Genomic DNA, 23,197 nt, shown 5'->3' on the forward strand with positions numbered 1-23,197 from the left:
CGGGTTCGATTCTGAGAGTCGGAGTCAGCTGACCTTGTCGGTCTCCGCCTCTTCATGAGCCTGACGCAGTCGCTCGCGGCTATTGGTCAGATGCAGACGCATTGCAGCTCGAGCGGACTCTGCGTCCTGACGGGCGATAGCGTCGTAGATCTGCTCATGTTCGCGACCCAAGCGCTGCTGATAGTGCGGCTGGTCATCATGAGCCAGGCGTGCCGAGTTGAGCCGGCTGCGAGGAATGATCGCCGTGCCCAGGTGATTCATGATGTCCGTGAAGTAGCGGTTGCCGGTTGCTTCGGCGATCTGCAAATGGAACTGGAAGTCCGACACGGCCGCTTCACTGGAAAGCGCCGCACTTCGCTGTAGTGAATCCAAAAAGTCGCGCATTGCCGCCAATTGCTCAGGAGTCCGTCGCTGCGCTGCCAAGCCGGCGGACTCGACTTCAAGGCTGATCCGCAGCTCCAGAATCGACAATACGTCACGTAGCGTCCCGATAGTGGCCGGGTCGATGCGTAGGCCGGTGGTGCTTGGAGTATCGAGCACGAAAGTGCCAATGCCATGGCGAGTCTCAACCAGGCCAGACGCCTGAAGACGCGAGATTGCCTCACGCACAACCGTCCTGCTCACGCCCTGGGCCTGCATGATCGCTGACTCAGTCGGCAACTTGTCGCCGCGCTTGATGACGCCGTCGCGGATCTGCTGCGACAGCTCGGTCACAAGTTCCTGTGCGAGGCTGCGATGCTTACGGCGAACACGTGGCTGAGCGATCTCGTTTTCCATGGACACATCGATCTCTATGAAGCGGACTGGGGCCTATCATAGCCCAGCAGTTGTACGATAACTATCGCAACGCTCACCAACTGAGCGCTCCACAACCATATATCGAAAAGCCGCACGGTTTCCACACCGCTCCTATACTCACGAATGCCACTCAACCGGAGGTAGGATCATGCGCCGCTTACTCTTATTCCTCGCAGCAGCCGCTCTTTCTGCGCCAGTCTGGGCAATGCACTGCCCAATGGACATGGCCAAGATCGACAAGCAATTAGAAAGCAATCCGCCAAGCGATCCGGCAACGCTGGAGAAGGTAAAGGAATTACGAGCGGAAGGAGAGCAGCTGCATAAAGCGGGAGATCACACCCAGTCACTCCAGGTTCTTGAACAAGCACAGGCGTTGCTCGACTCTGCTCAGTAATCGTCGCTAATGGATGGCCAGCCCACGCGCTGGCCGTCTTCGCTAAGGCGGGTTGGCGCCGCCTAGGCATCTGACTCGCATTTCCTTTCGTTCAAAATCCTCCTCACTGCTGAGCGTGTCGTAGCCTCCTGGGCAGATTTCATCCGCGCGAGTCCTGCAACCTGCTTGGCCGGCCTTGTCGCAGGCGAAAACGTACTCATCGGACGGCTGCGCTGGCGATACGGTCTCAAAACCACTGCAGCCAACCAGTGTCAGTACGGCTCCTACGGTAAGGCTGATGCGATAAGTGTTTTTGAACATTGGCTGAATGTCTCGCTCGATTTGCTACACCGATTCGTTGATCGCCTACTGCGCGTAAGCTTTGGCTGACCCACAGCGGTGAAGTTAGATGATTTCGCTTTGCTCGTGCCTCCCCTACTCTGTTCACCAGTAGCGCAGGAGGCGCAGCGGGACAGGGAGGCCCGAAAAGGACCATTCGCAGGCATGCGAATCAAAGGACAACGGAACGACTGGCTAGACGCCTACAGCCCCGCCTCGTGCGGGGCTTTTTATTGCGCGATTACTAACGTGGGTTCGGCGCGTCATCCAGTTCTGCACTATCTGGATCGATGTCAGGCACACCGCCCATCACCGGCCCTTCCTTGGGATTGTTTCGTGGTGTAGTGCCGTCATTTTGCGGTAACTCGTCCACTCCGGCTTCGCCGCCAGGGCTGACATCCGTCCGCTCGGATCCTAGTGGCGGTGGCGAGCCAGGGACGATCACGTCATCTATCGGAACACGTTCAGACCTTGATGCATCGTTATTCTGGGTCGATAGATCATCTGGTTTGTTGCCCATCTCTTGATCTCCTTCGCGCAGCGAATGCTTACAGATAAGAGGAGTGAGGCGGTCTCGCGTTCACGAAGATGCATTGCCACTGGTCACATGCAATGCGCCAATGGCGTCGGGGATTGAGGCTCAAAACGAAAAAACCGGCTGCGATGGCCGGTTTAGATACCAAGGTATCAGTGTGTCCCGATGGTGCCCGGAGCGGGAATCGAACCCGCATACCCTTTCGGATGAGGGATTTTAAGTCCCTTGCGTCTACCAGTTTCGCCATCCGGGCGGGACGGTGATGCGCGATCACAATCGCGGCGCAGGACTATAACGAGGCTCTGGTCAAGGCGCAACCCGAACGGCACAACGGCGCGTCTATATAGGGCTTAGCGGGCATGGACCAATAGCTCAACGTCGTCGATTCAATGCCGACGGCGAACACCGACGATCAGCCAGAACACCAGTCCGAGTATTGGAAAGATAGCGATGCCCAGCGCCCATAGTGCTTTCGCCCCTACGCTTCGATCACTTTTGAATACACTGATGATTGCTAACAGATCCAGCACGATAACGATGCCGGCAAGCGCAATTGCGAGGTAGCTCATTACATCTGACATAGACGTCCCCTAAACAGACTCTCTATGTTTCAGTCACCGCCCGAGGCGCTACAGTTCCGAGTTAGAGCGGATGCGTTTCGCCAATGACGCTAGTCAGATAACGCGAAAGTTTGGCGAGCTACAAATTGAACTCATATTGAACGCATAAAAAAACCGCAAGCTTTCGCCAGCGGTTTCTTTATTACTGGAGGCCGATGTCGGAATCGAACCGGCGTACACGGATTTGCAATCCGCTGCATAACCACTCTGCCAACCGGCCTCAAAACGATAACGCCGCATGCAGCGGCGTCATCGTCAACAAACTGGAGCGGGAAACGAGACTCGAACTCGCGACCCCGACCTTGGCAAGGTCGTGCTCTACCAACTGAGCTATTCCCGCATCGTCTTGGTGACGGGCGCCATTTTATAGTTTCAGGACGCCCCGTCAAGCCCTTGATTAAAAAAGTTTTTATTTCTTTTCCGTAGGGCTGAGATGGGGCCAGGCGGCCATCAGGTAATTCACCATCGACCACAGTGTCAGTCCTGCGGCGACTATGAGCAACGCATACCCCAATCCAACCCAGACGGTCGTCAGCGGAGGATTGGCGAGCAGGATGATGAGCGCCACCATTTGTGCTGCTGTCTTCCACTTGCCCAGATTGGACACCGCCACCTGCGCTCGAGCGCCCAGTTCTGCCATCCATTCGCGCAGCGCTGAAATCACGATCTCCCGGCCGATGATGATCGCGGCCGGCAGGGTCAGCCAAAGGTTCGAATGTTCCTCGACCAGCAGAACCAGGGCCACGGCAACCATCAGCTTGTCCGCGACCGGATCAAGAAAAGCGCCGAAGGGTGTGCTTTGTTGAAGTTTACGAGCGAGGTATCCGTCCAGCCAGTCAGTGACGGCGGCGATGGCGAAAACGGCGCTTGCGGCCAGATAACTCCACTTAAAAGGCAAATAGAACAACAGGATGATGATCGGTATCAGCAGTACGCGTAGCACGGTGAGAATGTTTGGGATGTTCATCGATACCACTGGTCCGCGGATTTAGGAGGGGATTCTACTCACTGTGCAGAGCGGCATAAATCGACTCGGCAAGCTTTTTACTGATACTTGGAGCCTTGGCGATTTCGTCAAGGCTCGCACGGCTGAGTTCTTGAAGACCACCGAAGTGCTTGAGCAGTTCTCGACGGCGTTTCGGTCCGATGCCAGGCACACCTTCCAAAGTCGAGGTTGTACGCGCTTTTCCTCTCCGCGCTCTGTGACCGGTGATTGCGAAACGGTGGGCTTCGTCGCGCACCTGTTGGATCAGATGGAGCGCAGGTGAATCGCCCGGCAATGTAAATTCATGTGCTGCATCGTTCAGGTACAGCGTCTCGAGACCCGGCTTGCGGGTAACGCCCTTCGCCACGCCCAACAAAATCAAGTCAGGCACTGCCAGCTCCTGTAGCACTTCGCGAGCCATGTTCATCTGGCCCTTACCGCCGTCCACCAGCAGGATGTCGGGCAGCTTGCCCTCCCCCTCGGCGGCTTTCTTAAAGCGGCGCGAGAGCGCCTGGTGCATCGCCGCATAATCGTCACCAGCAGTGACGCCTTCGATGTTGTAGCGCCGGTAGTCGGACTTCAGTGGCCCTTCCGGGCCGAAAACCACACAGGATGCGACGGTCGCTTCGCCACTGGAGTGGCTGATGTCGAAACATTCCAGCCGGCTCGGCTGCTCATCCATATCCAACGCCTCAGCGAGTGCCTGGAACCGTGCAGCCAGATGCTGACGGCTCGCCAGTCTCGCGCCGAGCGCTTGTTCGGCGTTGGTTAGCGCCAGCTGTTGCCAACGCGCCCGAGTACCGCGAACTCGATAGGTGATGATCAACTCGACGTCACGCAGCTCAGAAACCGCGCTAATCAGGGTTTGGAAGTCTTCATGTACCGCATTGACGATCAGCTCGGAGGGCAGATCGCGCTCCATGGAGCTGAGGTAATACTGCTCCAAGAACGCCTGGAGCACGTCGCTGACGCTTTCTTCGATGGCAACCTGAGGAAAGAAATTCTTGCTGCCCAGTACTCGACCGCCGCGCACGCTGATTAGATGAACACAGGCGCCACCCGGGCTCACTACAGCGGAGACGATATCAACGTTGCCGCTGCCACCCTCCATGCTCTGCTGGTCCTGGACGCGTCGCAGGATGCCAATCTGGTCCCGTATCTCCGCGGCACGCTCGAAATTAAGCTCCATAGCGGCCTTTTCCATGTTCTTGGAAAGCTCCTCCGCCAGGGCATTGCTGCGCCCTTCCAGAAACATGACCGAATGACGAACGTCTTCGGCATATTCATCCGCGTCAACGAGGTTTACGCATGGAGCCTTGCATCGCTTGATCTGATACTGCAGGCATGGACGGGTGCGATTTCGGTAATAGCTATCTTCACACTGGCGTACAAAAAAAGCTTTCTGCAACAAGCTCAGGCTTTCACGAATCGCGCCGGCGCTGGGATACGGGCCGAAATAACGGCCGATCTCTTTCTTGGCGCCTCGGTGGATGCTGAGCCGAGGAAAATCGCCACTTGAAAGAAACACATAGGGATACGACTTATCGTCGCGTAGCAGGATGTTGTATGGCGGCCGCCATTGCTTGATGAGCGTTTGCTCGAGCAGCAGCGCTTCGGTTTCGTTGGCCGTGATCGTTGTTTCGACCTGGGCGATCCTGGCCACGAGCGCGGCCGTTTTCGGCGCTTGCCCGACCTTACGGAAATAACTGGCCAGGCGCTTCTTGAGATTCTTCGCTTTCCCGACATAGAGCAGCTTGGCTTCGGCGTCGAACATCCGGTAGACACCGGGACGCCCACTGCAAGAAGCAAGGAACGCTGAGGAATCAAAGCCGCTCATCAATTGATGGTGTCGACCATGCCGTGCCGGACAGCCAACAACGCCAGCTCGACATCACTGGTGATCGAAAGCTTTTCGTAGATGCGATAGCGATAGGTATTGACGGTCTTGGGCGACAAACAGAGTTTGTCGGAAATAGCCTGGACCTTCTGACAGTTCGCGATCATAAGCGCGATCTGGATCTCCCGTTCGGACAGCAGGTCGAAAGGAGAACCGTTAACCTTGGGCTGAAAGGACTTCAGTGCGAGTTGCTGGGCGATCTGGGGACTGATGTAGCGCTGGCCTGCAAAAACCATCCGGATTGCCTGAATCATTTCATCCAGTGCGGCACCTTTGGTCAGGTAGCCGGCGGCACCGGCCTGGAGCAGTCGGGTAGGAAAAGGATCTTCTTCGCAGATCGTGACCGCAATGACCTTTAGGTCCGGGTTGCTACGCAGCAGCTTACGCGTCGCCTCGAGGCCGCCGATGCCTGGCATCTTGACGTCCATCAACACAACGTCCGGCTTGAGGTCGCGGGACTTCTTGATCGCCACCTCACCGGATTCCGCCTGACCTACCACTTGCAGGCCGTCGATATCGGCAAGCATGCGGGAAATGCCTGTGCGTACCAGATCGTGGTCATCGACCACAAGCACCCTAATCAAGCAGACACCTCGTTCTGTACAAATCTGAAGCTGGCTGACTGCTCGCTTCGTAAGCGGCGAACTTTAACAAAAAATTTGCCGCCTTACCCAGACCATACATCGCACAGTGGCATAGAGCCATCACCGGTCCCACCTAACGACGAGATATTAAGGTGAACGTGTGCCGGTGGGCCGAAGTCTGTCTTATTGATCGCAACCCTATCAATAGGCGATATCGCTCTTGATTAGCAGCTTAGTCGCAGCCTTCGTTTTGGCGTCCGTTCATGTGTTTGCTGGACGTCTGCGTCAACTCAACCGTCTTCCTCGCAGCCGCTGGCTCTCCATGGCTGGCGGGGTTTCGGTAGCTTACGTGTTCGTTCATCTGCTGCCGGAGCTGGCTCGTGGCCAGGAAGTGCTGGGCGGAAGCGACTGGTGGTTGCTCAGTTATCTTGAGCATCATGTCTGGCTGTTGGCGTTGCTTGGGTTGGCCACCTTCTATGGCGTCGAGCGTCTGATCAAGGTGCATCGCCGTCGTCTCCCAGCGGATCAGGAGCCCCATGCCGGTGTGTTCTGGCTACACATTGGCGCGTTTGCGGTATACAACGGGCTGATCGGTTACCTGTTGATTCACGGTGAGAACAGTAGCCTGACGACACTGATGCTCTATTGCGTCGCGATGAGTCTGCATTTCTTAGTCAACGACTTCGCCCTTCAGAGTGATCACAAGGGTTTATTCAGGCGTCGCGGTCGCTGGCTCCTCGCTGCGATGCCGCTTGCCGGCTGGACGCTAGGTCTTGCTACCGAGATTTCGGAGCTCGCCGTTTCGGCACTGACGGCATTCGTAGGTGGATCGATCATACTGAACGTTCTGAAAGAGGAACTACCCGAAGAGCGCGACAGCCGCTTCAGTGCCTTTCTACTCGGCTCGGTCGGCTATTCGGTCCTGCTGCTCAGCGTTCAGGGCAGCTAGCTGTGGCGCGACAGGACTCAGACCGGCCCGCACGACCCGCGAGGTAAGCCGGGAGAACGCGCGAATCAACCATGAGCAACTCCTCAGCTCAGCGAGCCTTCAACAGTCGCTCGATTTCCCCTGGTGTCAGCACCTTCCCCATCGACACCACTTTATCGTCAACGGCTAGAGCTGGAGTCGACATAACCCCGTGAGCGGCTATCTCCGCGACATCGGTGACCTTGTCGATCTGTACTTCGAGACCGAGGTTGCTGACGGCTTGTTGAGTATTTTCGGTGAGTGCAACGCACTTCTTACAGCCGGTACCAAGGATCTTGATGATCATGGAATGATTCCTGAGTGGGTCAGAGGAGCAGGTAACTGAAGCTGTTGAAGAGATAGCCGATCAGCATGATTCCGACTATCACAATGCCAAAAAAAAGTGCCAGCAGCGGCGCCTTCACGACCTTTTTTAGCATGATGAGAGACGGCAGGGAGAGCGCAGTAACCGCCATCATGAACGCGAGCACAGTGCCAATACCGACACCTTTTCCGACCAGCGCCTCTGCAATAGGCAGGGTGCCAAAAATGTCGGCGTACATTGGCACACCGACGAGCGCGGCCAGCGGCACCGACCACCAGTGGTCCTGCCCTATTGCGGCAGTGATCACGTCTTCTGGAATCCAGTTGTGTATCGCCGCGCCAACGCCGACCCCAAGCAGTACGTAGAGCCAGACTCTTTGGGCGATTTCGCTGACCTGATCGCGTGCATAGGCGAGCCGATAGCGCAATGTCAGTTGCTCTGCCGGAAGCTCAAGAACCTTGTGCTGGGTTACGAAGGCTTCGACGTACTGCTCCATCTGCGCCTTACCAATCAGCGTCCCGCCAACTACCGCCAGGATGATACCGACCACTACGTAAGCCAGCGCGATGGACCAATTGAACACGCTTGCCAACAGGATCATCGAGGCCAGATCCACCAGCGGCGAGGAAATGAGAAAGGAGAAGGTCACGGCCAGCGGCAGCCCGGAGCTGGTAAAGCCGATGAACAACGGGATCGAAGAGCAGGAGCAAAAAGGCGTGACCGTCCCAAGCAATGCCCCTGTGAGGTTTGCCTTATAACCATGCATGCCGCCGAGAATCCGCCGGGTGCGTTCCGGTGGAAAGTAACTTTGTATCCACGAAATCAGGAAGATCAAAGCTGACAGCAGAATGAAAATCTTGATTACGTCGTATATGAAGAAGTGCAGGCTGCCACCTAGACGGCTAGCCAAGTCTAGTCCGAACACTTCCTCAACCAGTAAACGCACCAGATAGGAAAGCCAGTCCATGCGTAACAGCTGGTCATTGAGCCACTTAAAAGCATCCACCTGCTTCTCCCATCAGCCCTGCGGCAGCGCCCGTTCATACCAGCTTCGGCTTTTGTTGACGGTACGAACCAGCCAAAGCATCACCGGCACCTCGATGAGCACACCGACGACCGTCGCCAAGGCGGCACCCGAGTTGAAACCGTATAGAACGATAGCGACCGCCACGGCGAGCTCGAAAAAATTCGACGCGCCGATCATGGCGGACGGCCCCGCGATGTCATGGCGCACTTTCAGCTGTCGGTTGAGCCAGTAACCCAATGCCGCGATTACGAGGGTTTGCAGCAGGATCGGCACCGCCAGCATGGCGATCACCAGCGGTTGTTCGACAATCGCTTCGCCCTGGAAAGAGAACAGCAGCACCAGCGTCGCCAGCAGGGCCATGATCGAGAACGGCTGAATGCGTGCCAAGGCTTCGTGAAACCTGTGTTCACCCCCTCTGCGAAGGCGGCTGCGGATGAGCTGAGCGATCGTCAGCGGAATGACGATGTACATCACGACAGAAAGGATCAGCGTGTCCCAGGGCACAGGAATCGAGGAGACGCCCAGCAGCAACGCCACGATGGGCGCAAAGGCGAACACCATTATCAGGTCGTTGACTGCCACTTGCGTAAGCGTGAAGTTGGCGTTGCCGTTACACAGGTTGCTCCAGACAAACACCATGGCCGTGCAGGGCGCCGCACCGAGCAGAATTAGCCCGGCAACGTAGCTATCGATCTGGTCCGCCGTTAGCCAGTCGGCGAAGACATGCCGCAGAAACAGCCAGGCAAGAAATGCCATGGTGAACGGCTTGATTGCCCAATTCACGAGCAAGGTCACACCCATCCCCGCGCGGTGCTCAAAGACTTCATGGAGTGCACTGAAGTCGATCTTCATCAACATCGGGATGATCATCACCCAGATCAGCAACCCAACCGGGATGTTCACATTGGCCAGCTCCATCGCACCAACCGTCTGTGAAGCCTCCGGGGCAAATAGACCAATGAGCGTCCCAGCGATGATGCAGAGAAAGACCCAAAGGGTTAGGTAACGCTCGAAGAAACCGATCGGCGCACCTGCAGCCTTTTTTCCTATGGTTTCGCATTGAGTAGACATGAAGCGTCTCTTTATCTCATTTGAGAGGGTTCTAAGGCGCCGGAAGCAGGTAACGGCTCTGCCAGCATCTGATCAATCTGCTCGACGGTGGCTCGCGCGTAGCGTGTCACCCCGATCAAGGTGGCTGACGCGGGCCCTGTCCAGTCGCCGTAGCCCATTAGCCACAGGTTGGGTTGCTTCACTGATCGGGTTCCGTCTACCTCAACTCTGCCATCCGGTTCGATGACGCCCAGGTGGTCGAGGTGGGCTAACGCGGGTTTGAAACCGGTGCACCAAACTACCGCATCGATCTGCTCGTAATGCCCGTCATCCCATTCGACCCCGCTTGCCGTAAAGCGAGCAAACGGTCGCTGCGCCGCTAACACGCCCCGTGCGCGGGCGTCTTTGACGGGTTCGACCATGACAATCTCACCAAACCCGCCGGTTGGATCCTCAACGCTGCGACCTTCTTGCTGCGCTCTCCAGCGTTCGGTGGCGCGCTCGAACAGAACGCGTCCATCAACGTCATCCGGCAGGAATGCGGGCTCCTGCTGGGTAATCCATATCGTCTCGGCTACAAGCGATAGTTCGGCGAGAATCTGCGCGCCGGAATTGCCGCCTCCGACCACCATTACCCGCTTGCCCGCAAACGGCTCTGCATTCACATAATGGGCAGAGTGTATCTGCAGCCCCTGATACAGCTCTCGGCCCGCATATTCCGGCACAACAGGCTGGCGCCAGGTGCCGGTCGCGTTGACCAGCGCTCGGCAACGCCACGTTCGATCCGCAGCGCGCACCTCGAGCTGATCACCGATCCTGGTAACCGATCTGACATGGGCCGGGCGCACGATAGGAAATTGGTACCGCTGTTCATAGCGCGACAAATAGTCGATCACGTCGTCGCGGGTCGGTGTATCCGTCTGCGGGCTCGGCATCTGCCAGCCCGCAATCGAGCTCCAGGCCGCAGGCGAGAACAGTCTTAGCGACGACCAGCCATGCAGCCAGGCACCGCCAGCCCGCACCTGGTCGTCCAGGATCAAGAATGATCGGTTCGTGCGGCGCAGGAAGTACGCAGTCGCCAAAGCTGACTGCCCGCCTCCGACCAGGATTACGTCAGGATCAGCCGGTTTAGCGCGGTCGTCAGTCAGTACGTTCACCTCAATATATCTCACTACCCGGATACGGCATTCCTTTGCAGGGGCTCAGCCAGCATGACGCTCTGCTCTGCAGATTTATCTGAGCATATTCGCTTTACAGCATATACGCAGAACAATATATTCGCCTTTTCCTGGCTGGGGAATGCTCCATGTCAATCACCTTGCTCAAACCGTGAAATTCATGATCGAACATCTAACGCCAGACACGGTTTTCAAATGCCTCTCCGACGAAACCCGAGCGCGCATGACCTTGCTCATCGCAAGCGAGGGTGAATTGTGTGTTTGTGAGCTGACTACTGCGCTCGAGGAAAGCCAGCCGAAGGTTTCGAGGCACCTATCCCAACTGAGAAGCTGCGCGATTCTTGAGGATCGACGCCAAGGCCAGTGGGTGTACTACCGCTTGCACCCGCATCTGCCCGATTGGGTACACGATGTGCTGCAAGTCATTCTGAATGCCAATAAACGATGGTTGAGCCCCGACGCGGAGCGCCTTGAGCGCATGCGCGATCGGCCTGGCCGAGCGACAGCCTGTGGCTGAGTCAGCGGTAGCGCGCGCATTGGACGACACGCTGTCGATCATCCAAGCACGGATCGCGGCGTTGCTCGCCCTCCTCCCCTCGACCGGTTTGATGCAAGCGCCCTCAAAGATGAGTTGGCGCGTATCGGCACCCTGATGCGAGAACACACATGAACGACGATTTGCCCAATATCGATTCCGAGCGCCTCGACCTGCCCAGCCTGGAAAAGCTCGGCCTGCCGAACGATCTGGAACACAAGCCACGCATCCTGTTGCTGTATGGCTCGAACCGTGAACGCTCGTTCAGCCGCTTGATGAGCCAAGAGGCTGCGCGCCTGTTGGAGACAATGGGTTGCGAGACGCGGATCTTCGACCCCTCCGGCCTGCCACTGCCTGACGACGCCCCGGAGTCTCACCCGAAGGTCCAGGAGCTTCGCGATCTGGTTATCTGGTCCGAAGGTCAGGTGTGGTGCTCGCCGGAACGTCACGGGGCGATGAGCGCGGTGTTCAAGGCGCAGATAGATTGGGTGCCGCTTAGCATGGGTGCGGTCCGCCCGACACAGGGCAAGACGCTCGCGCTGATGCAGGTCTGTGGTGGCTCGCAATCCTTCAACGCGGTGAATCAGATGCGCGTGTTAGGTCGCTGGATGCGCATGGTCACGATCCCCAACCAGTCATCGGTACCCAAGGCGTTTCTGGAGTTCGACGACGCCGGTCGAATGAAACCGTCGGCCTATTACGACCGGGTCGTAGACGTGATGGAGGAACTGGTCAAGTTCACACTGTTGGTGCGTGGCCGCGGCGGCTACCTTGTCGATCGCTACTCGGAGCGCAAGGAATCGGCCGAAGCTCTGTCAGCGCGTGTCAACCAGCGCTCGATTTGAAGCCAGGAAGATCAACCATGCCGCATCCCAATGAGGTTCTCGATATTCAGCAGCAGACAACTCGCTTGAATTTTGCACCATGCCCCAGGGCTCGTGGCGCCAGGCAAAACGAGGTCCATGTTTGGCTGGCTCGCACAATTTGGCGACTGATCTGATGCTGAAGACCTTTGGCTTGTTCGCCATCACGGCACTCGCCGAGATCGTCGGCTGCTATCTGCCCTACCTGTGGCTTCGTCAAGGCAAAAGCGCCTGGCTGCTGGTACCTGCTGCGGCATCACTGGTGCTGTTTGCCTGGCTGTTATCGCTGCACCCGACAGCCGCAGGACGCGTGTATGCCGCCTATGGCGGCGTTTACATCGGCGCTGCAATCGTCTGGCTGTGGATCGTCGACGGCATCAGGCCTACCGGCTGGGATCTGCTGGGTTCGGCCATCGCACTGCTAGGCATGGCCATCATCATGTTCGCGCCTCGCGGCGCCTGACTTAGGGGAATCAACCATGACAATCAAAGTTGGTATCAACGGCTTCGGCCGGATTGGACGTCTGGCACTGCGCGCAGCCTGGGATTGGCCAGAGCTGGAGTTCGTCCAGATCAACGATCCCGCCGGCGACGCAGCCACCCACGCCCACCTGCTGAACTTCGACTCGGTGCACGGCCGCTGGCAGCACGAAGCGAGCAGTGACGGCGACTGCGTTGTCGTCGATGGCAAGCGCGTCCGAGTCACTGCAAACAAGGCCATTGCAGATACCGACTGGTCCGGCTGCGATCTGGTAATCGAAGCCAGTGGCAAGATGAAGACTGTGGCCGTGCTTCAGGGCTATCTGGACCAGGGGGTCAAGCGTGTTGTGGTCAGCGCGCCGGTCAAGGAAGCCGGAGCGCTCAATATCGTCATGGGGGTTAATGACGCGCTGTACGATCCGGCACAGCACCGGATCGTTACCGCGGCCTCCTGCACCACCAATTGCCTTGCACCGGTGGTCAAGGTCATCCATGAACACCTCGGCATCCGCCATGGTTCGATCACAACCATCCACGACCTGACCAACACCCAGAGCATCCTCGATCAGCCACACAAGGATCTGCGCCGCGCCCGAGCCTCAGGCATGAGCCTGATCCCGACTACTACCGGTTCGGCGACGGCGATTGCAGAGATATTCCCCGAGCTGCGCGGCAAGCTCAACGGCCATGCGGTGCGGGTCCCGCTGGCTAACGCCTCACTGACCGACTGCGTTTTCGAAGTCGAGCGAGCCACCTCTGTCGATGAGGTCAATCAGCTTCTGAGCGCCGCGGCCAGCGAAGGTCCGCTCAAGGGCATTCTCGGTTACGAAGAGCGCCCGCTGGTCTCAATCGATTACCGCACCGATCCACGCTCGTCGATCATCGATGCCCTGTCGACCATGGTCGTCAACGGCACACAGGTGAAGCTCTACGCCTGGTATGACAACGAGTGGGGTTACGCCAACCGCACCGTGGAACTTGCACGCAAGATGGGCCTGGCCGATTGACCCGAACGCAGGGCGCTGGGGTTCCAGCGGCCTTGCGCTCATTCCATAACGCAACGGAACTCCATCATGCACGCCCTCTCCCGCCTCGCACCGGAGGTTCGCCAGTATCTGCTGGTGACCGGAAATTATTGGGCTTTCACCCTGACCGACGGCGCGCTGCGCATGCTGGTCGTGTTGCATTTTCACGCGCTCGGCTACACCCCGTTGCAAATCGCGGCCCTGTTTCTCTTCTACGAAGTGTTCGGTGTCATTACCAATCTGGTCGGCGGCTACCTGGGGGCAAGGCTTGGGCTCAATCGCACCATGAACATCGGCCTGGCCATGCAAGTCGTGGCGTTGCTGATGCTCACCGTGCCCGCCACATGGCTGACTATTCCATGGGTGATGGGTGCGCAAGCGCTGTCAGGCATCGCCAAGGACCTGAACAAGATGAGCGCCAAGAGCTCAATCAAACTCCTGGTGCCAGACGGCCAGCAAGGCACGCTGTACCGGTGGGTGGCCGTCCTGACCGGATCAAAGAATGCACTCAAAGGTGTTGGCTTTTTCCTCGGCGGCGCCCTGCTTGCGGCTATCGGCTTCCGCGGGGCTTTGCTGATCATGGCCGCTGCGCTGTCGCTGATCTGGTTTTCCAGTCTTGTGCTGCTGAAAAAAGACTTGGGCAAGGCCAAGGCGAAACCGAAGTTTCGCGAATTGCTTTCCAAGAGCCGAGCCATAAACGTTCTGTCAGCAGCCAGGCTGTTCCTGTTCGGCGCGCGTGATGTCTGGTTCGTGGTGGCGCTGCCGGTCTATCTCTCTGCCGTATTTGGTTGGGATTTCTGGCAGGTAGGCGGCTTTCTCGCGCTATGGGTGATCGGATACGGCATCATCCAGTCGCTGGCTCCGGCTATCACGGGCAAGAACCGTGGTGAGGTGCCGGACGGCCGCTCGGCGTTCGTTTGGGCGATGCTGTTGGCGGGCCTGCCGGCAGGAATAGCGCTAGGGCTGGGTACGGAGTGGTCGTCCCAGACGGTACTGCTTGGGGGCTTACTGCTGTTCGGCGCGATCTTCGCCATAAACTCGTCGCTGCACAGCTATCTCATCGTGTCCTATGCCAAGGCCGACGGCGTGTCGTTGGACGTCGGCTTCTATTACATGTCAAACGCGTTGGGCCGGCTGGTCGGCACCCTGCTGTCCGGTTGGGTCTACCAAGCGTATGGGCTTGAGGCCTGCTTATGGGTATCGAGCGCCTTCGTGCTGCTGGCCGCATTGATATCGATGGGCCTGCCCCGTCGTCATCAGGCAGTCCCGCAAGACAGTTGAGTGCAGCCTGTTCCGCTTCCTTCAGCTGGTTTAGGTGCGTGCGGGGCCGTCGCTGAGCAAGTGACTCAGAACTGAGCGCAGCTTCCCGGCCTTGACCGGTTTGTTCAGCACCGGGACACCAAACCCTTGCAGCTGCCGGCGACATTGGTCACTGCGATCGGCCGTCACCATGACCGCTGGGATCGCCTGCGCAAAGTGTTGCCTCAGCGCAGTGACCACGTCCCATCCCGTTACACCCTGATCGAGGTGGTAGTCGGCGAGAATCACCTCCGGCGGTGATCCGCCGAGCACCGCCAACGCCGCTTCTAGGTCAGTGGCTGTCAATACCTCGCAACCCCACTGCCCCAGCAACGCGGCCATGCTGTGCAGGATGCTCAGCTCGTTATCCAGGACCAGCAAGCGACGGCCCGGTAACGGATTGCCAAGTACCGGCATCTGCATTGGCGCTTCGGCAGGCGTCTGCTCAGGCAGATCCGCCAGCGGTACATCAATGCTGAACACAGAGCCTCGCCCCAACTGCGAACGCACCTGAATCGGATAAGCCAGCATCGAGGCAATACGATCGACGATGGCCAGGCCGAGCCCGACCCCGGCGCGTTCGGTGGCGCGCTGCACACCCAGCTGATTGAACTCGAGGAAGATCGACTGCATCTGATCCGACTCGATGCCTCGCCCCGTGTCCCAGACCTCGATACGCAGGTGTTCGCCGCGCTTGCGCGCGCCCAGCAGCACTCGGCCTTGATCGGTGTAGCGGCAGGCATTGCTGAGAAAGTTGCGCAAAATGCGCGTCAGCAGCCGGAAATCGCTGCTTAGCGCATACGCTGGGATGTAGTGATCGAAACCGAGGCCTGCGGCTTCGGCTACTGACTGGAATTCGGACACGAGGGGCAACAACACTTCGTCGAGGCGATAAACCTCGATGTCGGGCTTGATCGCCTGCTGATCCAGTTTGGAGATGTCCAGCAAATCAGTCAGCAAGTCTTCGGCGCCCTCGAGCGCCTGATGTGCTCGCTCCACCAGGTTCGCTTCAGCATCCGGTAAGCCGCGCTCACGCAATGTCGAGATCAAAAGGCGCGCCGCATTGAGCGGCTGCAACAGGTCATGGCTGGCAGCGGCTAGGTATTTGTCCTTGCTGTGGTTGGCTTGCTCGGCCGCGTCTCGGGCCTTGCGCAGCTCGCAGGTGCGCTCGGCGACCCGGTGTTCCAACTGTTCGTTGAGCTGTAGCAAGCGCATCTGCGCCAGCTTGCGCTCGGTGATGTCGGCAACGAAGCCTTCAACCAGGCCATCTTCTTCCGGCTTGAGCAGCAGGTTCATCATGACGTCGATGGGACTGCCGTCCTTGCGCCGCAGACGGGTCTCATATCCGAACAAGCCTTGCTGGGTAGTCAGGGTACGCCGAATCTGCCGAAGCTCGTCTTCGCCACCAATGAACAGGTGATGTGACAGGTCGGTCAGGCGCCACAACGTTTCGTCTGGGCTTTCGTAACCAAGCATCCTTGCCAGCGCCGGATTGGCTGCGCGAATACCTTCCTGCAGGCTGGCCTGGAAAATGCCGTGTACGGCGTGTTCGAACAGCCATTTGTATCGGTTGCGCTCGGCCTCCAGCTCTTCAAGGCGAGCGACCAGTTCTGGGTAGTGGCTTTTGCGGGCCGAATGAGTGCCTAACCCGAGCAGCCCGGCAAGAGCATCGTCCTGTTCAGAGTGCTTCGGCATAGACCACTTCGACGTCGCGCTGGGTCGACGAACGGGGATTGGTTAGGATGCAAGGATCTTGCATTGCATGCTGCGAGAGGAACGGGATGTCGGAGAGATTCACCCCGTGTAAGCCGAGCGTTTCGTTGAAGCCAATGGCCTGCTTGAGGCTGATCAGATGTTGCATGAGTCGTTCACGAATCTGCCGATGGCTCAGCCCGCGGCTGTCTATGCCCAGGGTTTCCGCCACCACCTTGAAGCGATCCGGCGCCGAATCGTAGTTGAACGCCACGACATGTTCGACCAAAACCGCATTGCACAGGCCATGCGGCAAATCCAGATATCCGCCAAGGCTGTGAGACATCGCATGCACTGCGCCGAGAATCGCATTGGAGAAGGCCAAGCCGGCCTGCATGCTGCCGAGCATGATCTTTTCGCGCAGTTGAATATCGGTCGGATTGGCGATCATTTCCACCAGATGGCCGTTGATCAGCCGCATCGCTTCCAAGGCGTGAGGATCGGTCAGCGGGCCATGGCCCGTCGAAACAAAGGCCTCGATGGCATGTACCAGCGCGTCAATACCCGTACAGGCAGACAGGAACGGATCCATGCTGAGGGTGGTTTCCGGATCGATCAGCGAGACGTCCGGTACGGCGCCCTTGCTGACGATGGAGAACTTCATCCGTTCGGTCTGGTTGGAAATGATCACGAACTGCGACACATCGGCCGATGTGCCGGCAGTCGTTGGGATCAGGATCAGCGGCGGGCTGGGCACCCGTAACGTATCGACACCCTCGAACTCAACGATATTGCGACCGTGGGCCACCGCGATGCCGATGCCCTTGGCGCAATCCATCGGGCTCCCGCCACCGACCGCTACGATGACGTTACAACCTTCGCTGCCATACACCTCGGCGCCGAGCATCACTTCCTCGGAGCGAGGATTGGCCGAGACCTGAGTGAACAAGTGAAACTCGATGCCCTGGCGTGCCAGACTCGCCTGGACATCGCCGACCCATCCGGCAGCGACCACCCCCGGATCGGACACCAGCAGCACCTTGCGCGCGCCAAAATTCTTCGCATAGTTGCCGGCGCTATGCCGACAGCCTGCACCAAACACGATCTCGGGCGAGACAAACTTACGGTGCAGGCTCAGATTAGGGCTCATACGGCGGCCTCTGGTTATTATTTGTTACTTTCGGCAAGCCTACTGCTTTCCCGCACCAAAGCAATCAAACAAAAGGCGCATGTCTCGACCATGCAGCGGGCACGGTCTTTCGATCAGGCAAGCAGGCCCTGATAGAAGTGACATTCGCGCTGCAGCGCATCGGACAGATTGCTTGCCTGGCGAAAGCCGTGGCGCTCGTCTGGATAGAGGCAATATTCCACCCGCAGGCCCTGCTCGCGCAGCGCTGCAACCATTGACTCGGTCTGCTCGGGAAGCACCACAACGTCCTGACCGCCTTGCAGGAAGATCATCGGAACCCGAATCTGTGCCGCGTTGTTTAGCGGCGTGCGTTCCCGGTACCGCTCGGCGTCGCGCACCGGATCACCGATCAGCCAATCCAGGTAGTCCGCCTCGAATTTGTGGGTGACCCGACGCAACGCCAGTGGATCGCTGACCCCGTACAGGCTGGCGCCGCCTGTAAATCCGGCATCGGCGACCAATGCGCAGAGTGCGCTATAGCCGCCGGCGCTGGAGCCACGAATGAAGGTCTGCGCCGGATCGATCTGACCGCGCACGGCCAACGACTGCACCGCCGCGCAGGCATCCTCGACTTCCACCACACCCCAGTTGCCGCGCAAGCGCTGCCGGTAGGCACGCCCAAACCCGCTGCTGCCACGGTAATTGATGTCGGCGACGGCGAAACCGCGTTGGGTCCAGTACTGAATGCGCGGATCGAAGACCGGATAGCTGGCCGAGGTCGGCCCGCCATGCATGAACACAACCAGCGGTGGCTTCTCCCCGGGCAAGCCGCGGTGGTCCGCATTACATGGCGGATAGAAGAAAGCGTGCGCGACTTCCTCCTGCCCGGTGGCAAAACTGAACGGTTGTGCACGAGACAGCTGCTCAGCCGGCAATGGTTGCTCGCCGCCGGCCAGTATCGTGGTCTCGCCGTTGAGACGGTTGATTGCCAGTACGGCGGGCACCCGGTCCGGCGCTCCGGCAAGGCAATAGTAATGGTGGTCATCCCCGGCCAACTGGCGACAACGGCTGTACTCGGTCGCGAGCTGTCGCTCGCAGCCCTCAGTGTCATGCTCGAACAGCAAGCCGTAACCGTCTACCAGTCGGGTCGACAACCAGGCGCCCTCGATTAGCGGAAGGTAGCTGACGGTCGCTAATTGCCAAGGCGCGGGAGCGTGGTCGAAGCGATGGCGGACAAAGCGATCCACCGGCACCATTGAATCGCCCTGGCTCTGCCAGGGTTGCCACCAACCGGTGCGGTCGGTCAGGCAAAACAGCGTGCCGTCCCCGGCGAAGCGAGGCTGTTGCAGCGATTCCGTACCGTCGGCGCCTGCTAGGCACACCGGCTGATCGAGCCGCCCGTCAGGCAGGTAGTCGGCCATCCAGAGGCTGGTGGCCGTCCAGGGCTGCTCGGGGCGATGCCACTGAATCCAGGCCAAACGCTCGCCAGCGGCATCCAGTGTTGGCGCAGCATAGAAGTCAGCGCCTTCGGCAAGCAGCTTGTGCTCGCCTACAAGCGAAACGCTCACCAGTCGATGCTCGACGCCCTTGTCATGGTGGGTTTCCTCCACCGCGACGATTGCACCTCGGCGGTGATCGTATTGCAGGTTGCCATAACGGCAGCGAGGACGCGAGGTGAGCGCCGCCGGCTGGCCAGCCCTCGTACCGGCAAGCGGTTGCAGATAGATCTGTTGGTCGCTTTCATTGACGAAAGCAACACCTTTATCGGTGAGGCAAAGCGCACCACCACCGTATTCGTATACCCGACTGCGCAGGGAAAACTCAGCCGGTGTCAGGCACTGCGCCGTGCCGTCGCGCCAGTACCATAGGGTGCAACGCGCATCGGCGGGATCGTACTGAATCCAGAACAAGCCGCCATGTCCGGCACGCAGCTCTGCGAAGTCGCGGCTGGCCGAGGCGGCTTTTTCGGCGGTCCACTCGCTGCTCCAGAAGCCATACGGCGTTTCGGTTTTGCTCATATCGATCGGTTCCGGTCGGTCAGGCATGCCCCAAACGGACCTATACCTTGAGAATCAGCTTGGACGCCTTCTCGTTACGGAAAGTCAGCTCATCCAGCCCGCGCGGGGCCTGCTCGGCCTCGATGCGTGCAGCGAGAATCTTGCCATGATGCGCGGATTTGCTGCATACCGGATCCGCATTGGCGGCGTCGCCGGTGAGCATGAAGGCCTGGCAGCGGCAGCCGCCAAAGTCCTTTTCCTTTTCATCGCAGGATTGGCACGGCTCGGGCATCCAGTCGAAGCCGCGAAACTTGTTGAAGCCCATCGAGTGCTTCCATATCTGCTCGATGCTTTGCTCACGCACGTTGGGAAAGGTGATCGGCAGTTGGCGTGCACTGTGGCAAGGCAGCGCTGTGCCGTCAGGTGTGATGTCGAGAAACAGATTGCCCCAACCGTTCATGCAGCCCTTGGGACGCTCTTCGTAATAATCGGGCGTGACGAAGATCAGCTTGCAGGGGTGATTCTCGGCGGCGAGCTTGTCACGCCATTCATTGGTGATCCGCTCGGCACGTACCAGTTGTTCCTTGCTAGGTAACAGCCCGGCGCGGTTGAGCTCGGCCCAGCCATAGAACTGACAGGTCGCGAGCTCGACAAAGTCAGCTTCGAGCTCCAGGCAGAGCTGAATGATGCGGTCGATGTTGTCGATATTGTGCCGATGGGTGACAAAGTTAAGCACCATCGGATAGCCGTGCGCCTTGACCGCCCGCGCCATGGCAAGCTTCTGAGCGAACGCCTTTTTCGACCCGGCGAGCAAGTTGTTCACTTCCTCGTCAGCGGCCTGAAAACTGATTTGAATGTGGTCGAGCCCTGCGTCGGCGAACGAGGCGATCTTCTCCTCGGTCAGGCCGATGCCTGAGGTGATCAGGTTGGTGTAATAGCCCAAGTCCCGTGCCGCCTTGATCAGCTCGGCCAGATCCTGACGGACCAAGGGTTCGCCACCGGAGAAACCCAGCTGCGCCGCGCCCATCTCGCGCGCCTGGCGGAACACCTCGATCCACTCGGCAGTGCTCAGCTCATCGTGGCTGCGAGCGAAATCCAGCGGATTGGAGCAATACGGGCATTGCAGTGGGCAGCGATAGGTCAGCTCCGCCAGCAGCCACAGCGGCGGGCCAGGCTCGAAACCTGGTTTAGCGAAGCTCGATCCAGAACCGTTCAACGGCGACCTCCAGAAATGCAACGATGTCTTCCTCGATGCCCTCCGCATCGGGGAAGCGGCTCTGCAGGATGGAGACAATTGCGCCGACACTCCGGGTGCCATCCACTTCGCCCAAGACCGCCGATGCGCTCTCGTTCAGCTTGATCATGCCCTCGGGATACAGCAGCACATGGCAGTTCTGCGCCGGTTCCCATTGGAAGCGGAAACCGCGGCGAAAAACCGGGATCTGGGTCAGTTGGATATCGCTCATGGTCCTCTGTCTCGCCAGTGAATACATCATCGGTAAGGACTGGTGGGCTGAAGCCCACCCTACAGCTTATATGCGAGGGCTGCCGCCACTCGATCACAGGTCGCTCAGTCAAGCAGTTAGAACGTGATGCCCTTGTGCCAGACACGCTCGCTCGTCACCGTGTGGTATGGCGGACGATCCAGTTCGTAGGCCATGCTCATGGCATCCAGCATGCTCCACAAGACATCGAGTTTGAATTGAAGAATGTTCAGCATGCGCTCCTGGCTTTCCCGCGTCTTGTAGTGTTCCAGCGTGATCCGCAGGCCGTGCTCGACGTCGCGGCGTGCTTCCTTCAGGCGTTTGCGGAAGTAGTCGTAACCGGATGCATCTATCCAGCTGTAATGCTGGGGCCAGGCGTCTAGGCGGGACTGATGGATGGTCGGGGCGAACAGCTCGGTGAGCGAGCTGCTGGCCGCCTCCTGCCATACGGCGCGGCGGGCGAAATTGACATAGGCGTCTACGGCGAAGCGCACGCCCGGCAGCACCAGCTCCTGCGACAACACCTGCTCACGGTCCAGGCCCACGGATTCAGCCAGGCGCAGCCAGGCTTCGATACCACCCTCCTCGCCTGGGCTGCCATCGTGGTCAATGATCCGCTGGACCCATTCGCGGCGAGTATCGCGATCCGGGCAGTTAGCCATGATCGCTGCATCCTTCACCGGAATGCAGACCTGATAGTAGAAGCGGTTCGCGACCCAGCCCTGAATCTGCTCACGGGTCGAGCGGCCTTCGTACATGGCGCGGTGGAAGGGATGATGGATGTGGTAGTAGTCGCCCTTCGCGCGTAGCGCTGCTTCGAACTCGGACGGAGTCATGGCTGGCAGGGTCATAAGAACTTCCTTACGGTTGTGCGGGCTGTTCCTTCAGGCACAGGTAAGCGCCTTCAGCCACTGATTTCGGCGAACTGCGGGTCGCTCTGCCCTACAGCTCGATACTCATGCCATCGAACGAGACTTCAATCCCGTGCTCGTCGAGCACCGCCCGTTCGGCGGAGTCTTCGTCGAGGATCGGATTGGTGTTGTTGATATGGATGAGAATCTTGCGCGCCGCCGGCATGCCGTCGAGCACCTCGATCATGCCGCCTGGGCCGCTCTGATGAAGGTGGCCCATTTCGCTGCCCAGTTTGGTGCCGACTTCGCGCACGCGCATTTCGTCATCGCGCCACAGGGTGCCGTCGACGAGCAGGCAATCGGCACTGCGCATCAGTTTCAGCAGTTCAGGGCTGACCTGGCCCAGACCCGGCGCGTAAAACAGCGTGCCGCCGGTTTTACGGTCTTCGATCAACAGACCTATGTTGTCGCCGGGATGCGGGTCGTTGCGGTGCGGCGAATAGGGCGGCGCTGAACTGCGCAGCGGGATCGGGGTGATGTTCAGGTTTGGGCAGGTCGCGATGGTGAAACTGCCTTCCAACGCGATCGGATTCCAGCGCAGACCGCCGTTCCAGTGTTCAAGCATCTTGAACAGCGGAAAGCCGGTGCTCAGGTCCTGATGAACCATCTCGGTGCACCAGACTTCGTGTGGGCAGCCCTCACGCAGCGTCAGCAGGCCGGTAGTGTGATCGATCTGGCTGTCGAGCAGGATGATCGCACCAATCGCGGTGTCTCGGGGGCCGCGAGCCGGTTGTAGCTTAGGGAAGGACTCAAGCTGAGCGCGAATGTCCGGCGAGGCGTTGCAGAGAATCCAGTTCTCGCCGTCATCACTGATTGCAATCGACGATTGAGTGCGGGCTTTGGCACGCAAGCTACCGTTGCGCAGCCCGGCACAGTTGACGCAATTACAGTTCCACTGAGGAAAGCCGCCGCCAGCAGCCGAACCTAAAATCTGGATGAACATGGGCAGCTCCCAAAAAAACGGAGCCCCGACCGGGGCCGGGGCCGATCAATCAGCGATTGGCGAAGTACATGGTGACTTCGAAACCAATGCGCAGGTCGGTAAAAGCAGGTTTAGTCCACATGGCTGATTCCTCTCTTTTGTGATGACGGAAGTATTCCGAC

General features: G+C 58.8%; 26 protein-coding genes and 3 tRNA genes. 7 read left to right on the top strand and 22 right to left on the bottom strand.

Going from position 1 to position 23,197, the window contains the following annotated elements; translation table 11 throughout:
* Window positions 1-24 precede the first annotated feature (24 nt).
* On the bottom strand, window positions 25-777 hold the full coding sequence (locus tag C1896_11570; GenBank protein ID AZZ45479.1) for a FadR family transcriptional regulator: 753 nt from the start codon (window positions 775-777) through the stop codon (window positions 25-27).
* Between the two features lie 169 nt (window positions 778-946).
* On the opposite strand from C1896_11570, the gene C1896_11575 reads away from it, so the two are divergent.
* Window positions 947-1,192, top strand: a complete 246-nt coding sequence (locus C1896_11575; protein ID AZZ45480.1) for a hypothetical protein — start codon at window positions 947-949, stop codon at window positions 1,190-1,192.
* Between the two features lie 42 nt (window positions 1,193-1,234).
* Here the strand turns inward: C1896_11575 and C1896_11580 are convergent, their stop codons facing one another.
* The 9 genes from C1896_11580 to C1896_11620 all read right to left on the bottom strand — a co-directional run bounded on the left by C1896_11580 (window position 1,235) and on the right by C1896_11620 (window position 6,155).
* Window positions 1,235-1,492 (bottom strand): hypothetical protein, encoded by a 258-nt coding sequence (locus tag C1896_11580; protein ID AZZ45481.1) that lies wholly within the window; start codon window positions 1,490-1,492, stop codon window positions 1,235-1,237.
* Between the two features lie 262 nt (window positions 1,493-1,754).
* Window positions 1,755-1,964 carry a hypothetical protein gene (locus C1896_11585; GenBank protein AZZ47637.1) on the bottom strand — a complete coding sequence of 70 codons (210 nt, stop codon included), beginning with the start codon at window positions 1,962-1,964 and terminating at the stop codon, window positions 1,755-1,757.
* A 247-nt stretch (window positions 1,965-2,211) separates the two neighbouring features.
* Window positions 2,212-2,298: transfer RNA gene (locus C1896_11590), tRNA-Leu, on the bottom strand.
* A gap of 133 nt (window positions 2,299-2,431) precedes the next feature.
* Window positions 2,432-2,626, bottom strand: coding sequence for a hypothetical protein (locus tag C1896_11595; GenBank protein ID AZZ45482.1), 195 nt, complete (start codon window positions 2,624-2,626; stop codon window positions 2,432-2,434).
* 185 nt (window positions 2,627-2,811) lie between these two features.
* A tRNA-Cys gene (locus C1896_11600) sits at window positions 2,812-2,885 on the bottom strand.
* A gap of 44 nt (window positions 2,886-2,929) precedes the next feature.
* Window positions 2,930-3,005: transfer RNA gene (locus C1896_11605), tRNA-Gly, on the bottom strand.
* Window positions 3,006-3,074: 69 nt separating this feature from the next.
* On the bottom strand, window positions 3,075-3,632 hold the full coding sequence (gene pgsA, locus C1896_11610) for a CDP-diacylglycerol--glycerol-3-phosphate 3-phosphatidyltransferase (protein ID AZZ45483.1): 558 nt from the start codon (window positions 3,630-3,632) through the stop codon (window positions 3,075-3,077).
* Between the two features lie 34 nt (window positions 3,633-3,666).
* Window positions 3,667-5,490 carry an excinuclease ABC subunit C gene (gene uvrC, locus C1896_11615; GenBank protein AZZ45484.1) on the bottom strand — a complete coding sequence of 608 codons (1,824 nt, stop codon included), beginning with the start codon at window positions 5,488-5,490 and terminating at the stop codon, window positions 3,667-3,669.
* A complete protein-coding gene (locus tag C1896_11620; protein AZZ45485.1) occupies window positions 5,487-6,155 on the bottom strand; it encodes a two-component system response regulator UvrY in 669 nt (222 codons plus the stop codon). Before C1896_11620 ends, uvrC begins: the two co-directional genes overlap by 4 nt.
* Window positions 6,156-6,354: 199 nt before the next feature.
* Here C1896_11620 and C1896_11625 point away from each other — a divergent pair, with 199 nt between their 5' ends.
* Entirely contained in the window at window positions 6,355-7,080 is a 726-nt protein-coding gene (locus tag C1896_11625) for a hypothetical protein (GenBank protein AZZ47638.1), read from the top strand.
* 88 nt (window positions 7,081-7,168) lie between these two features.
* Here C1896_11625 and C1896_11630 read toward each other — a convergent pair whose 3' ends face one another.
* The 4 genes from C1896_11630 to C1896_11645 are packed head-to-tail and all read right to left on the bottom strand — an operon-like array spanning window position 7,169 to window position 10,648.
* The gene (locus C1896_11630) at window positions 7,169-7,405 is read right to left on the bottom strand and encodes a thioredoxin family protein (protein AZZ45486.1); all 237 of its coding nucleotides are present in this window, start codon (window positions 7,403-7,405) and stop codon (window positions 7,169-7,171) included.
* Window positions 7,406-7,424: 19 nt separating this feature from the next.
* A complete protein-coding gene (locus C1896_11635; protein AZZ45487.1) occupies window positions 7,425-8,429 on the bottom strand; it encodes a hypothetical protein in 1,005 nt (334 codons plus the stop codon).
* 12 nt (window positions 8,430-8,441) lie between these two features.
* Window positions 8,442-9,521: an arsenical-resistance protein gene (arsB, locus tag C1896_11640; protein AZZ45488.1), complete on the bottom strand. Its 1,080-nt coding sequence runs from the start codon at window positions 9,519-9,521 to the stop codon at window positions 8,442-8,444.
* Window positions 9,522-9,532: 11 nt separating this feature from the next.
* Complete coding sequence (locus C1896_11645) at window positions 9,533-10,648, bottom strand: pyridine nucleotide-disulfide oxidoreductase (protein ID AZZ47639.1); 1,116 nt, start codon at window positions 10,646-10,648, stop codon at window positions 9,533-9,535.
* A 190-nt stretch (window positions 10,649-10,838) separates the two neighbouring features.
* Between C1896_11645 and C1896_11650 the strand changes: the two genes are divergently transcribed.
* The 5 genes from C1896_11650 to C1896_11670 all read left to right on the top strand — a co-directional run bounded on the left by C1896_11650 (window position 10,839) and on the right by C1896_11670 (window position 14,862).
* Window positions 10,839-11,195 (top strand): transcriptional regulator, encoded by a 357-nt coding sequence (locus C1896_11650; GenBank protein ID AZZ47640.1) that lies wholly within the window; start codon window positions 10,839-10,841, stop codon window positions 11,193-11,195.
* Between the two features lie 149 nt (window positions 11,196-11,344).
* Window positions 11,345-12,058, top strand: coding sequence for an arsenical resistance protein ArsH (gene arsH / locus C1896_11655; protein ID AZZ45489.1), 714 nt, complete (start codon window positions 11,345-11,347; stop codon window positions 12,056-12,058).
* A 154-nt stretch (window positions 12,059-12,212) separates the two neighbouring features.
* Window positions 12,213-12,539, top strand: coding sequence for a YnfA family protein (locus tag C1896_11660; protein AZZ47641.1), 327 nt, complete (start codon window positions 12,213-12,215; stop codon window positions 12,537-12,539).
* Between the two features lie 16 nt (window positions 12,540-12,555).
* On the top strand, window positions 12,556-13,563 hold the full coding sequence (gene gap / locus C1896_11665) for a type I glyceraldehyde-3-phosphate dehydrogenase (protein AZZ45490.1): 1,008 nt from the start codon (window positions 12,556-12,558) through the stop codon (window positions 13,561-13,563).
* 66 nt (window positions 13,564-13,629) lie between these two features.
* Entirely contained in the window at window positions 13,630-14,862 is a 1,233-nt protein-coding gene (locus C1896_11670) for an MFS transporter (GenBank protein ID AZZ45491.1), read from the top strand.
* A 30-nt stretch (window positions 14,863-14,892) separates the two neighbouring features.
* Here the strand turns inward: C1896_11670 and C1896_11675 are convergent, their stop codons facing one another.
* The 8 genes from C1896_11675 to pqqA form a co-directional block, all read right to left on the bottom strand.
* Window positions 14,893-16,575, bottom strand: coding sequence for a hybrid sensor histidine kinase/response regulator (locus C1896_11675; GenBank protein AZZ45492.1), 1,683 nt, complete (start codon window positions 16,573-16,575; stop codon window positions 14,893-14,895).
* Window positions 16,559-17,722 (bottom strand): alcohol dehydrogenase, encoded by a 1,164-nt coding sequence (locus tag C1896_11680; protein ID AZZ45493.1) that lies wholly within the window; start codon window positions 17,720-17,722, stop codon window positions 16,559-16,561. Before C1896_11680 ends, C1896_11675 begins: the two co-directional genes overlap by 17 nt.
* Window positions 17,723-17,835: 113 nt before the next feature.
* Window positions 17,836-19,719, bottom strand: coding sequence for a S9 family peptidase (locus C1896_11685; GenBank protein AZZ45494.1), 1,884 nt, complete (start codon window positions 19,717-19,719; stop codon window positions 17,836-17,838).
* 40 nt (window positions 19,720-19,759) lie between these two features.
* Entirely contained in the window at window positions 19,760-20,914 is a 1,155-nt protein-coding gene (pqqE, locus tag C1896_11690; GenBank protein ID AZZ45495.1) for a pyrroloquinoline quinone biosynthesis protein PqqE, read from the bottom strand.
* Window positions 20,886-21,164 carry a pyrroloquinoline quinone biosynthesis peptide chaperone PqqD gene (locus C1896_11695; GenBank protein ID AZZ45496.1) on the bottom strand — a complete coding sequence of 93 codons (279 nt, stop codon included), beginning with the start codon at window positions 21,162-21,164 and terminating at the stop codon, window positions 20,886-20,888. The genes pqqE and C1896_11695 overlap by 29 nt, the downstream gene beginning before the upstream one ends.
* Before the next feature lie 116 nt (window positions 21,165-21,280).
* Window positions 21,281-22,033, bottom strand: coding sequence for a pyrroloquinoline-quinone synthase PqqC (locus C1896_11700; protein AZZ45497.1), 753 nt, complete (start codon window positions 22,031-22,033; stop codon window positions 21,281-21,283).
* Window positions 22,034-22,124: 91 nt separating this feature from the next.
* On the bottom strand, window positions 22,125-23,036 hold the full coding sequence (locus C1896_11705; GenBank protein AZZ45498.1) for a pyrroloquinoline quinone biosynthesis protein PqqB: 912 nt from the start codon (window positions 23,034-23,036) through the stop codon (window positions 22,125-22,127).
* A 49-nt stretch (window positions 23,037-23,085) separates the two neighbouring features.
* Window positions 23,086-23,157, bottom strand: coding sequence for a pyrroloquinoline quinone precursor peptide PqqA (gene pqqA, locus C1896_11710; protein AZZ47642.1), 72 nt, complete (start codon window positions 23,155-23,157; stop codon window positions 23,086-23,088).
* Window positions 23,158-23,197 lie beyond the last annotated feature (40 nt).

It is taken from the genome of Pseudomonadaceae bacterium SI-3 (genome assembly GCA_004010935.1).
GTDB lineage: Bacteria > Pseudomonadota > Gammaproteobacteria > Pseudomonadales > Pseudomonadaceae > Stutzerimonas.